Raw genomic sequence first — 12409 nt, forward strand, 5'->3', positions numbered from 1 at the left:
CGTGAACCCCATCCCCGCGCCCGAGGCCGACGGCCCTCTCACCAGCCCGTACCCCGGGCAGGACGGACCGGACAGCCCTCTGGCAGTCGAGGCGACGACCGTGCCGCGTCAGAAGGTCCCGCCCCGCGGAGACCGGCGTACCTCCGCCGGCTCACCCACCGGCACGGTGCACGAGGACTACCTCGACCACCCGGACCCCCTCAGGTCCGCCGACGCGGCGGGCACCGAGAACCTGCTGCGCTGCTGGGCCCGGGAGAACGACCTTCCCCGGCCGGACCGGGCCACCCTGCGCATTCCGCTCCCCGCCAGTGGCACCGCACTGCTCGTCCCCGTCCTCTATTGGTCCGCCACCGGCTGGCACCGCTTCGGCGCACCCGCCCTGGAGACCGCGCCCGAGTGCGCCCCTTCCGTCGATGCCGTCACCCTCGCGGCACTCCTGGGCCGCGAGTCCGACCGGAACGCCGGCTCCGACCTGGTGGCCAGGGTCGCTGATTCGGTACGGCACACGGCCGTGTTCATCGAGGAACGGCGACGCACACCCGACGGGCCCGCCGACATCGACCTGTTCCTCACCGCCGAGCAGTCCCTGCTCCTCGGCCACCCACTACATCCCACCCCCAAGAGCCGCGAAGGTCTGTCCGAGGCCGAAGCCCGTCTCTACTCACCCGAGTTGCACGGCTCCTTCCCCTTGCGCTGGATGGCCGTCGACCGGTCCGTACTGGCCACCGAATCGGCCTGGACGCAGGGAGGCCGCCCCGTATCCGCCGAAGAGCTCGTCGCACCGCATGCCGACGGGCTGCGCCTCCCCGGCAACTCCGTTCCCCTGCCGCTCCACCCCTGGCAGGCCGACGAACTGCTGCGCCGCCCGGAGGTCGGCGCGCTGGTCGAGGCAGGTCTCCTCCACGACCTCGGCACGCACGGCGAGCCCTGGCACCCCACGTCCTCCGTCCGCACCGTGCACCGGCCCGGATCCGACCTGATGCTCAAACTGTCCCTGGGCGTACGCATCACCAACTCCCGTCGTGAGAATCTCCGCAAGGAGCTCCACCGGGGGGCGGAGGTCCACCGGCTGCTCCGCAGCGGTCTCGCCGAGCAGTGGCACACGGCGCATCCCGGTTTCGACATCGTCCGTGACCCCGCCTGGCTGGCCGTCGACTCCCCGGACGGCAGCCCCGTCCCCGGACTCGATGTGATGCTCCGGCACAACCCGTTCGGCCCGGGCGACGACGCGGTGTGCATCGCGGGACTCACGGCCCCGCGCCCCTGGCCGGGCCGCACCGGCATGCACTCGCGGCTGGCCGAATGCGTCTCGCAGCTGGCCGCAGGCACCGGCAGGACCAGGGAGGCGGTCTCCGCCGAGTGGTTCCTGCGCTACCTCGACCGAGTCGTACGGCCTGTGCTGTGGCTCGACGCCACGGCCGGCGTCGCCCTCGAAGCCCACCAGCAGAACACGCTGGTGCTGCTCGACCCCGACGGCTGGCCCACCGGCGGCCGGTACCGGGACAACCAGGGCTACTACTTCCGTGAGTCGCACCGCACCGCACTCGAGCGCAGGCTTCCCGGTATCGGCGAACGCAGCGACACCTTCGTACCGGACGCCGTCACCGACGAGCGCTTCGCCTACTACCTCGGCATCAACAACGTCCTCGGTCTCATCGGAGCGTTCGGCGCGCAGCGCCTCGCGGACGAGCAGGTGCTTCTCGCCGCGTTCCGCCGCTTCCTCGACGGAGTCTCGGGCCTCGGCTCCCCGCTGCCCACGTACCTGCTGGAGACACCACAACTGCGCTGCAAGGCCAACCTGCTGACCCGGCTGCACGGCCTCGACGAGCTCGTGGGCCCGGTCGACACCCAGTCCGTCTACGTCGCCATCGCCAACCCCCTCCGTCCCTGAAAGATCCCGAACGACATGGCCACCTGAACCCACGAGAGGAGGGCGTCACGTGCCTCCGGCCGATGCGCACACGGACACCGGAACCGGCGCCGCCCAAGAAAGCGTCACGGGCGCCGAAGACACCCTTGACCTGCGGCTCTCCGAGGAACTTCTCGCTCTGTTCGCCGACGACACAGCAGCACCCACCACGCGGCCGACCGTCTCCGACCTGCTCGGTGACCCCGCGGCCTGGCGTCCCGTCACCACCTCCGCCGGTGTGTTCCAGCTGGTCCCGGTGCGGCTGGAGCGCGATCTCGCGCTGATCAGCCGCTGGATGAACGACCCCGCAGTGGCCGCGTTCTGGGAACTCGCCGGGTCCGAATCCGTCACCGCGGACCACCTCCGGCCGCAACTGGAGGGAGACGGACGCAGCGTGCCCTGTCTCGGTGTCCTGGGCGGCATGCCCATGAGCTACTGGGAGATCTACCGGGCGGACCTGGACCCACTGGCACGCCACTACCCGGCCCGGCCCCATGACACGGGTATCCACCTCCTGATCGGTGGCGTCACCAACCGGGGCCGCGGCGTGGGCACCACTCTGCTCCGCGCCGTCTCCGACCTCGTACTCGACCATCTCCCCCTGTGCGCACGCGTGGTGGCCGAACCGGACATGCGTAACACCCCCTCCGTCTCAGCCTTCCTGAGCGCCGGATTCCGCTTCTCGGCGGAGATCGAACTGCCGGACAAACGAGCCGCTTTGATGGTTCGCGACCGCGCCCACCGTGCCCAGCTGTGAACAGCTCGCTGACTTACATACACCGCTCGAACCCCATCGGTTCCACCCGGAGGAGTCCCCGTGCCGAAATATCCCGCGAGCCATGACTCGGCGGAGCCCTACGCGCTGCACAGCACTCCGGAACTGCACCGGACGGGCTGGGACCGGGCCGCGGCCCGGCTGCTCGCGAAGATGCTCGGTGAGTTCGCCTACGAGGAGGTCATCGCACCGACCGCGCCGGACGAGGCGGGCGGCACCTACTCCCTCCCGCTCGACGACGGCGCGACCCTGTGCTTCCGGGCCCGTCGCGGCGTCTACGGCAGCTGGTGCGTCGACGCCGGGTCGATCGTCGAGCGCGAGGCCGTGGCCGCAGGCGGACCGGCCCCTGAGCAGGCCGGCGTACGGACCGCCGAGCTGCCCGCCGTGGAACGGCCCTTCCGCGACCCCCTGCAGTTCCTCGCCCGCGCCCACCGGCTCCTGGGAATCGACGGCGCCACGCTGGGGCACCTCATCCGCGAGCTCACCAACACGCTCGCCGCCGACGTCCGGCTCGACCACACCGCGCTCAGCGCGGCGCGCCTGGCCGAGCTCGACTACGCCGAGCTCGAAGGCCACCAGACCGGTCATCCCTGGCTCGTCGCCAACAAGGGGCGTCTCGGATTCTCCGCCGAGGACGCGGCCCGCTTCGCGCCCGAAGCCCGCCGAGCGGTCCGCCTGCCCTGGATCGCCGTCAGCACCCGCATCGCGGGCTACCGCGCGGTGCCGCGCCTCGCCACCCCCGATCACCTGTACGCCCAGGAGCTGGACCCGTCCGTCCGTGCGTCCTTCGCCGCCGCTCTGCGCACCCGCGGTCTCGACCCCCTGGAGTACCTGTTCCTCCCGGTACATCCCTGGCAGTGGGACGAGTGGATCGTGCCGCACTTCGCCCCGGCGATCGCGGACGGCGACATCGTGCCGCTGCACGCCGACGACGACCTGCGGCTGCCGCAGCAGTCCATCCGTACGTTCACCAACGTGGCGCGGAAGGACCGGCACACGGTCAAGCTGCCGCTGTCGATCCTCAACACCCTCGTCTGGCGCGGTCTGCCCACCGAGCGCACGCTGGCGGCGCCCGCGGTCACCGCCTGGGTCCAGGGACGGTGCGAGTCCGACCCCTTTCTCCGGGACACCTGCGGCGTCATCCTCCTCGGGGAGGTCGCCTCGGTGGCCGTCGAGCACCCGCTCTACGACCGTCTCCCCGAGACGCCCTACCAGTTCAAGGAGATACTCGGCGCGATCTGGCGTGAGCCCCTGGATCCGCGGCTCGCACCCGGCGAGCGGGCCCGCACGCTGGCCTCGCTGTTACACACCGACCCGCAAGGCCGTGCGTTCGTCGCGGAGCTGGTCGCCCGGTCGGGACTGACGCCCACCGCGTGGCTCACGCGGCTCTTCGCCGCGATGCTCCCTCCGCTCCTGCACTTCCTCTACCGCTACGGCACGGTCTTCTCGCCGCACGGCGAGAACGCCATCGTGGTCTTCGACGACCAGGACGTGCCGGTACGTCTCGCGATCAAGGACTTCGTCGACGATGTGAACATCAGCGCGCAGCCCCTGCCCGAGCACGACAGCATGCCGGAGGACGTGCGCCGCATCCTGCTGACGGAGAGCCCCTCCTTCCTCACCCAGTTCATCCACTCCGGGCTGTTCGTCGGGGTCTTCCGCTATCTCTCTCCTCTGTGCGAGGAGCAGCTGGGAGTTCCGGAGGGCGAATTCTGGTCACTAGTCCGGGCGGAAATCCTTCGCCATCACGCCCGGTTCCCCGAGCTCAAGGACCGGTTCGAGATGTTCGACATGCTGACGCCACGCATCGAGCGCCTCTGTCTCAACCGCAACCGTCTGCATCTGGACGGCTACCGGGACCGGCCGCGGCGCCCGCACGCCGCCGTCCACGGCACGGTGCCCAACCCTCTCCATCCCACCGCCCGAGTCCGGGAGTGATCGCCGTTGTCAGTGGCGCGCCGTAGGGTGGTCGGGCTATGACGAAGCCATCCCTCCCCGAACTCCTCCATGCCGCCGTGACTGCCGTGGGCGGTACGGAACGGCCTGGCCAGGTCACCATGGCCGAGGCCGTTGCCGAGGCTGTCGATGATCAATCCCATCTGCTGGTCCAGGCCGGCACCGGCACCGGCAAGTCCCTCGGCTACCTGGTGCCCGCGCTGGCGCACGGGGAGCGCGTCGTGGTGGCCACAGCGACCCTCGCGCTCCAGCGGCAGCTCGTGGAGCGGGACCTTCCGCGTACGGTCGACGCGCTGCATCCGCTCCTGCGCCGCCGGCCCCAGTACGCGATGCTCAAGGGGCGTTCGAACTACCTCTGTCTGCACCGGCTCCACGAGGGTGTCCCGCAGGAGGAGGAGGACGGCCTCTTCGACCAGTTCGAGGCGGCTGCGCCCTCCAGCAAGCTGGGGCAGGACCTGCTGCGCATGCGGGACTGGTCGGACGAGACGGAGACCGGAGACCGGGACGACCTCACGCCCGGCGTCTCCGACCGGGCCTGGGCACAGATCTCCGTGTCCTCCCGGGAGTGCCTCGGGGCGACGAAGTGCGCGTACGGCGCCGACTGCTTCGCCGAGATGGCCCGTGAGCGGGCCAAGCTCGCCGACGTGGTCGTCACCAATCACGCCCTGCTCGCCATCGACGCCATCGAGGGCGCCCCGGTGCTCCCGCAGCACGAGGTGCTGATCGTCGACGAGGCCCACGAGCTGGTGTCCCGGGTGACGGGTGTGGCCACGGGGGAGCTCACCCCCGGTCAGGTGAACCGCGCCGTGCGCCGCGCGGCCAAGCTGGTCAACGAGAAGGCCGCCGACGCGCTCCAGACCGCGTCGGAGGGCTTCGAGAGGGTCATGGAGCTGGCGCTTCCGGGTCGCCTCGAAGAAGTCCCCGAGGACCTGGGCTATGCGCTGATGGCGCTCCGGGACGCCGCGCGTACGGTGATCTCCGCCCTGGGGTCCACGCGGGACAAGTCGGTCCAGGACGAGGACGCGGTCCGCAAGCAGGCCATGGCCTCGGTCGAGACCATTCACGGCGTGGCCGAGCGCATCACCCAGGGCTCCGAGTACGACGTCGTCTGGTACGAGCGGCACGACCGCTTCGGGGCGTCCGTGCGGGTCGCGCCGCTCTCCGTGTCGGGGCTGCTCCGCGAGAAGCTCTTCGCCGAGCGTTCGGTCGTCCTGACCTCCGCGACGCTGAAACTCGGCGGGGACTTCAACGGGGTCGGGGCTTCCCTGGGGCTTGCTCCGGAAGGCACCGCGGGCGACGACATTCCGCAGTGGAAGGGCCTCGACGTCGGTTCCCCCTTCGATTATCCGAAGCAGGGCATCCTCTATGTCGCCCGTCATCTGGCCACACCCGGGCGGGAGGGTTCCCGTACCGACATGCTGGACGAGCTCGCCGAGCTCATCGAGGCTGCGGGCGGCCGGACCCTCGGACTGTTCTCCTCCATGCGTGCGGCCCAGGCCGCTGCCGAGGAGCTGCGGGGCCGGCTCGGCAAGCCGATCCTCCTGCAGGGCGAGGAGACGCTCGGCGAGCTGATCAAGAACTTCGCGGCCGATCCGGAGACGTGCCTCTTCGGCACCCTCTCGCTCTGGCAGGGCGTCGACGTCCCGGGAGCGAGCTGCCAGCTCGTGATCATGGACCGGATTCCGTTCCCCCGGCCCGACGACCCGCTGATGAGCGCTCGCCAGAAGGCGGTCGAAGAGGCGGGTGGCAACGGATTCATGGCGGTTGCGGCGACGCATGCCGCGCTGCTGATGGCTCAGGGAGCCGGTCGGCTCGTACGGGCCACGGGCGACAAGGGCGTGGTCGCCGTGCTCGACCCCCGCTTGGCCAACGCGCGGTACGGAAGCTATCTGCGCGCCTCCCTGCCCGACTTCTGGTACACCACCGACCGCAATCAGGCTCGGCGCTCGCTTGCGGCCATCGATGCCGCCGCGAAGGCCGACGGGCGGTAGGCGTTCCGGAGAGAGACGCGGCGCGGGCGGGCATGGCAGGACCCCGGGATCGGCGCAGTAGATCCCGGGGTCCGGTCGGATTCGGCGGGCTTCAGACCCGCCGCAGCACCGCCACCACCTTGCCGAGAATGGTGGCCTCGTCGCCGGGGATCGGCTGGTACGCGGAGTTGTGCGGCAGGAGCCACACGTGACCGTCCTCGCGCTTGAACCGCTTGACCGTGGCCTCGCCGTCCAGCATGGCCGCCACGATGTCCCCGTTCTCCGCGACCGGCTGGCGCCGGACCGTGACCCAGTCGCCGTCACAGATCGCGGCCTCGATCATCGAGTCACCGACGACCTTGAGGACGAACAGCTCTCCGTCGCCCACCAGCTGGCGGGGGAGCGGGAAGACGTCCTCGACCGATTCCTCGGCGAGGATCGGGCCACCGGCCGCGATCCGGCCGACCAGCGGGACGTACGAAGCGGCGGGCTTGCCCGTCGTGTCGGTCGGCTGGGTGCTGGGCTGATCCGAACCGCGGACCTCGTAGGCACGGGGCCGGTGGGGGTCGCGGCGCAGGAAGCCCTTGCGCTCCAGAGCCATCAGCTGATGAGCGACGGACGACGTGCTGGACAGCCCCACCGCCTGGCCGATCTCCCGCATCGAGGGCGGGTACCCTCGGCGCTGAACCGAATCGCGAATGACCTCGATCACCCGCCGCTGCCGGTCCGTGAGCCCGGAGCTGTCCGCCCGGATTCCTGGTGGGCGGCCGGGCAGGGAACGCGCGGGACGCGCGGGCTCCTGCCCCTCCGTGTTCATGACTGAGTCATTCATTGCATGCACCGGCTCAAGTCGGCTCTGGGAGCGGTGGTCCTGGGCAGTGATGGTGGCGCTGTCTGCGGTGGTGGTCACGTCGGCCCCTCTCGAATGTTCTCCCTAGTTGGACAACGGTAGTAGCTTTCGAAAGGTTGCGCCAAACACACGTTCGAGTGAAAAACAAATAAAGGCCCGCCGAGGGCTTAAGACGGGGTGTATGGGCGCTCTGTGGGCGACCGGCAATTCGGATCATTACGGTAGCGCCCGCGGTTCCCCGGCGTGTGTGCGGGGGGCCGCTCCCAGGGGTGCCCGCGCCAGTCTGCCACCCGGCGCCCCGGCATCGGGGGAGCCGCGCGTTTCGCGTACCCTCATGCCTGGCTGTCTGCTGCCGCGGCGGCCCCGAGGCGCGACACGCGCTAGGGCCGAAAGTGCGGCGAAACCCTAGATCTAGTGGTTGGATTGCTCCAGTCGCCCAGAAGTTGTGGTCCCTGGTCTACCAGGGAGCGGCGATCGCCTATGCTTGAGCCTGCTTCGAAGGGTCCGTGACGGACCTGGGGAGGCTATTCAGTCGTGCTGTGAAGGAGGGTTGGGAGCCATGCACTGCCCCTTCTGCAGGCACCCCGACAGCAGGGTCGTCGACAGTCGCACCACTGACGACGGCACGTCGATCCGACGGCGCCGCCAGTGCCCCGACTGCTCCCGCCGTTTCACGACGGTGGAGACCTGTTCGCTGATGGTGGTCAAGCGCAGCGGCGTGACGGAACCCTTCAGTCGTACCAAGGTCATTTCCGGTGTCCGTAAGGCGTGCCAAGGGCGGCCCGTCACCGAGGACGCACTCGCCAAGCTCGGCCAGCGGGTCGAGGAGGCGGTGCGTGCCACCGGTAGCGCCGAGCTGACCACCCACGACGTGGGTCTGGCCATACTCGGCCCCCTGCAGGAACTCGACCTCGTCGCGTACCTGCGGTTCGCGTCCGTCTACCGGGCGTTCAACTCACTCGAAGACTTCGAGGCCGCCATCGTGGAACTACGCGAACAGCGGCCTCCCACGAAGGAACGCGGGAGCGGCGAGACCCTTGAGGTCCCCGTGCCCGCCGTCGCCGCCGACTGATCGGCACCGGCCGGCCGGCTGAGGCGGGCCGGCCGAAGGCAGGGCGATACACGACCTGTTCCCGACGCTGCGAGCGGCGTCCGGAACATCAGACACACACTGTGCCCTGGGAAGAACTGGGCACTTCAGGGCGTTTTTGCCCACATATGGGAGGCGGCATGACAGAGACGGCGAGCGGCCCGGCACGAGGTTCCCGCACCAAGGGCACCAAGTCGACTGCGAATCGGCAGGGTCTGCGTATCGAGCGTATTCACACCACCCCCGGCGTGCATCCGTACGACGAGGTGACGTGGGAGCGCCGTGACGTCGTCATGACCAATTGGCGCGACGGCTCGATCAACTTCGAGCAGCGTGGCGTCGAGTTCCCCGGCTTCTGGTCGGTGAACGCGGTCAACATCGTCACCAGCAAGTACTTCCGGGGTGCCGTCGGCACCCCGCAGCGCGAGACCGGTCTGCGGCAGCTGATCGACCGGATCGTGAAGACGTACCGGAAGGCCGGTGAGGACTACAACTACTTCGCCTCTCCCGCGGACGCCGAGATCTTCGAGCACGAGCTGGCGTACGCCCTCCTGCACCAGATCTTCAGCTTCAACTCCCCGGTCTGGTTCAACGTCGGAACGCCCCAGCCGCAGCAGGTCTCCGCCTGCTTCATCCTGGCCGTCGACGACTCCATGGAGTCGATCCTCGACTGGTACAAGGAAGAGGGCATGATCTTCAAGGGCGGCTCCGGTGCCGGCCTGAACCTCTCCCGAATCCGCTCCTCCAAGGAGCTGCTCTCCTCCGGCGGCAACGCCTCCGGCCCGGTCTCCTTCATGCGCGGCGCCGACGCGTCCGCCGGAACGATCAAGTCCGGTGGGGCCACCCGCCGCGCGGCCAAGATGGTCATTCTCGACGTCGACCACCCCGACATCGAGAACTTCATCGAGACCAAGGTCAAGGAGGAGGAGAAGATCCGCGCCCTGCGCGACGCGGGCTTCGACATGGACCTGGGCGGCGACGACATCACGTCCGTCCAGTACCAGAACGCCAACAACTCGGTCCGCGTGAACGACGAGTTCATGAAGGCCGTGGAGACCGGCGGGAAGTTCGGACTGCGCGCCCGGATGACCGGTGACGTCATCGAAGAGGTCGAGGCCAAGTCCCTCTTCCGCAAGATGGCCGAGGCGGCCTGGGCCTGTGCCGACCCCGGCATCCAGTACGACGACACCATCAACCACTGGCACACCTGCCCGGAGTCCGGCCGGATCAACGGCTCGAACCCCTGCAGCGAGTACATGCACCTGGACAACACCTCGTGCAACCTGGCCTCGCTGAACCTGATGAAGTTCCTCAAGGACGACGGCGAGGGCCACCAGTCCTTCGAGTCCGAGCGCTTCTCCAAGGTCGTCGAGCTGGTCATCACCGCGATGGACATCTCGATCTGCTTCGCGGACTTCCCGACGCAGAAGATCGGCGAGAACACCCGCGCCTACCGCCAGCTGGGCATCGGTTACGCCAACCTCGGCGCCCTGCTGATGGCGACCGGCCACGCGTACGACAGCGACGGCGGGCGCGCGCTCGCCGGCGCCATCACGTCGCTGATGACCGGCACCTCGTACAAGCGCTCCGCCGAGCTCGCCGCGGTCGTCGGCGCGTACGACGGCTACGCCCGTAACGCGGAGCCGCACCAGCGCGTCATGAAGCAGCACTCCGACGCCAACGCCGCCGCCGTGCACGTGGACGACCTGGACTCGCCGATCTGGGCCGCCGCCACCGAGGCCTGGCAGGACGTCATCCGCCTCGGAGCGAAGAACGGTTTCCGTAACGCCCAGGCGTCGGTCATCGCCCCCACCGGCACCATCGGTCTCGCGATGTCCTGCGACACCACCGGCCTCGAGCCCGACCTCGCGCTGGTCAAGTTCAAGAAGCTCGTCGGCGGCGGCTCGATGCAGATCGTCAACGGCACGGTTCCGCAGGCGCTGCGCCGCCTCGGCTACCAGCCGGAGCAGATCGAGGCGATCGTCGCCCACATCGCCGAGAGCGGCAACGTGATCGACGCCCCGGGTCTGAAGCAGGAGCACTACGAGGTCTTCGACTGCGCGATGGGCGAGCGTTCCATCTCCGCGATGGGCCACGTCCGGATGATGGCGGCCATCCAGCCGTGGATCTCCGGCGCGCTCTCCAAGACGGTGAACCTGCCGGAGACGGCCACCGTCGAGGACGTCGAAGAGGTCTACTTCGAGGCGTGGAAGATGGGCGTCAAGGCGCTCGCCATCTACCGCGACAACTGCAAGGTCGGCCAGCCCCTCTCCACGAAGAAGTGGGAGGAGAAGAAGGACGAGGTCACCGCCAAGGCCGAGGAGACCATCCGCACCGCGGTGGAGAAGGTCGTCGAGTACCGCCCGGTCCGCAAGCGTCTGCCCAAGGGCCGTCCCGGCATCACCACGTCCTTCACGGTCGGTGGCGCCGAGGGTTACATGACCGCCAACTCCTACCCGGACGACGGTCTCGGTGAGGTCTTCCTGAAGATGTCCAAGCAGGGTTCGACCCTGGCGGGCATGATGGACGCCTTCTCGATCGCGGTCTCGGTCGGTCTCCAGTACGGCGTGCCGCTGGAGACGTACGTCTCGAAGTTCACCAACATGCGCTTCGAGCCGGCCGGTATGACGGACGACCCGGACGTGCGGATGGCGCAGTCGATCGTCGACTACATCTTCCGTCGTCTGGCGCTGGACTTCCTGCCGTTCGAGACGCGTTCCGCGCTGGGTATCCACTCGGCGGAGGAGCGTCAGCGCCACCTCGACACCGGTTCGTACGAGCCGTCCCTCGAGGACGAGGATCTCGACATCGAGAGCCTCGCGCAGTCCGCCCCTCTCCAGGTGGAGCCCCTGAAGGCGGTCGCGGCTCCGCAGGAGGTGGCTGAGAAGCCGGCTCCGAAGACGGCGCACACCTCGGCCGAGCTGGTCGAGATGCAGCTCGGTATCAGCGCGGACGCGCCGCTCTGCTTCTCGTGCGGTACGAAGATGCAGCGCGCCGGGTCCTGCTACATCTGCGAGGGCTGCGGCTCGACCAGCGGCTGCAGCTGATCCAGGGCGCCCGGTCCGTCCGGGAGTGAAGCCACCGCTCGGGGCGGTGGGACCGAGTCATCGGTTCCACCGCCCCGAGCGGTTTCGCGGGCCGGGCGTCCGGTGAGTGCGTCGTTCAGGGGCCCTGGATGCGGCTTCCCATGACCGTGGCGAACTCGTCGGGATCACCGTCGAATCCGCGTACGTTCGGATGGAACGCCCAGACGCCCGAGCTGTCCCGGGTGAATTCCGCGACGACCGCCGCGGTGGCGGCCGAGACCTCCGAGAAGTCGCTCTCCGAGAGGTTCGTGTACCCCTCGCGGATCTGCACGCCGGTGCGTTGTATCTCCCCGAAGGTCTTCCGGCCGTCGCGCTGCTGGATGGCGACGCCGACGATCACGCGTGCGTAGGTCGCGGCCAGCCGGTCGAGTTCGATCGTCATGACCTCGTCGAACCCGAGACCCTGGCCCGTCCTGCTGTCGCGGTTGAGAGTGATCGTGCCGTCCGGCGAGCGGCTGTCGAAGTGCACCAGGTAGACGGGGCGTCCGTGGGGATCGTCCGTGGTGTACGTGGCCGCGATGATGTCCAGGTCATGAGCCGGCTCGCCGGTCGCGCTGGGATCCCACTTGAGCCTCACCTCAACCTTGTCGATGTCCTTATTGGGAGTGCTCATCGGACTTCCCTCCTCGCGCCGGGCCGGCGGACCGCTCTCACCGCCCGATCATGACCGTAACTGTCCGTGAATCCAACCGCCTTGGCCTCCGCCGACGCAATCGGGCCATGGTCGTCGCGGGGGCGCTGGACGGCCTCGTCGATGGACCCGTCGGCCTGGT

At 69.1% G+C, this 12409-nt stretch carries 8 protein-coding genes; 6 read left to right on the forward strand and 2 right to left on the reverse strand.

Annotation, left to right across the window (positions count from 1 at the left end; translation table 11 throughout):
- Nucleotide 1: 1 nt before the first annotated feature.
- The 4 genes from OG230_RS26590 to OG230_RS26605 are packed head-to-tail and all read left to right on the forward strand — an operon-like array spanning nucleotide 2 to nucleotide 6631.
- Entirely contained in the window at nucleotides 2-1891 is a 1890-nt protein-coding gene (locus tag OG230_RS26590; RefSeq protein WP_328906233.1) for an IucA/IucC family protein, read from the forward strand.
- A gap of 49 nt (nucleotides 1892-1940) precedes the next feature.
- On the forward strand, nucleotides 1941-2666 hold the full coding sequence (locus tag OG230_RS26595; RefSeq protein WP_328906234.1) for a GNAT family N-acetyltransferase: 726 nt from the start codon (nucleotides 1941-1943) through the stop codon (nucleotides 2664-2666).
- Between the two features lie 60 nt (nucleotides 2667-2726).
- On the forward strand, nucleotides 2727-4622 hold the full coding sequence (locus OG230_RS26600; protein ID WP_328906235.1) for an IucA/IucC family protein: 1896 nt from the start codon (nucleotides 2727-2729) through the stop codon (nucleotides 4620-4622).
- A 38-nt stretch (nucleotides 4623-4660) separates the two neighbouring features.
- Nucleotides 4661-6631: an ATP-dependent DNA helicase gene (locus OG230_RS26605; protein WP_328906236.1), complete on the forward strand. Its 1971-nt coding sequence runs from the start codon at nucleotides 4661-4663 to the stop codon at nucleotides 6629-6631.
- Between the two features lie 91 nt (nucleotides 6632-6722).
- Here OG230_RS26605 and lexA read toward each other — a convergent pair whose 3' ends face one another.
- Nucleotides 6723-7520 carry a transcriptional repressor LexA gene (gene lexA / locus OG230_RS26610; protein WP_328906237.1) on the reverse strand — a complete coding sequence of 266 codons (798 nt, stop codon included), beginning with the start codon at nucleotides 7518-7520 and terminating at the stop codon, nucleotides 6723-6725.
- Nucleotides 7521-8019: 499 nt separating this feature from the next.
- Between lexA and nrdR the strand changes: the two genes are divergently transcribed.
- Together nrdR and OG230_RS26620 are read left to right on the forward strand one after the other, a co-directional pair.
- On the forward strand, nucleotides 8020-8532 hold the full coding sequence (gene nrdR / locus OG230_RS26615) for a transcriptional regulator NrdR (protein WP_328906238.1): 513 nt from the start codon (nucleotides 8020-8022) through the stop codon (nucleotides 8530-8532).
- A 158-nt stretch (nucleotides 8533-8690) separates the two neighbouring features.
- Nucleotides 8691-11597, forward strand: coding sequence for a vitamin B12-dependent ribonucleotide reductase (locus tag OG230_RS26620; RefSeq protein WP_328906239.1), 2907 nt, complete (start codon nucleotides 8691-8693; stop codon nucleotides 11595-11597).
- A 115-nt stretch (nucleotides 11598-11712) separates the two neighbouring features.
- Here the strand turns inward: OG230_RS26620 and OG230_RS26625 are convergent, their stop codons facing one another.
- The gene (locus tag OG230_RS26625; protein WP_328906240.1) at nucleotides 11713-12249 is read right to left on the reverse strand and encodes a TerD family protein; all 537 of its coding nucleotides are present in this window, start codon (nucleotides 12247-12249) and stop codon (nucleotides 11713-11715) included.
- Nucleotides 12250-12409: the final 160 nt, after the last annotated feature.

The organism is Streptomyces sp. NBC_00234, from assembly GCF_036195325.1.
Lineage (GTDB): Bacteria > Actinomycetota > Actinomycetes > Streptomycetales > Streptomycetaceae > Streptomyces.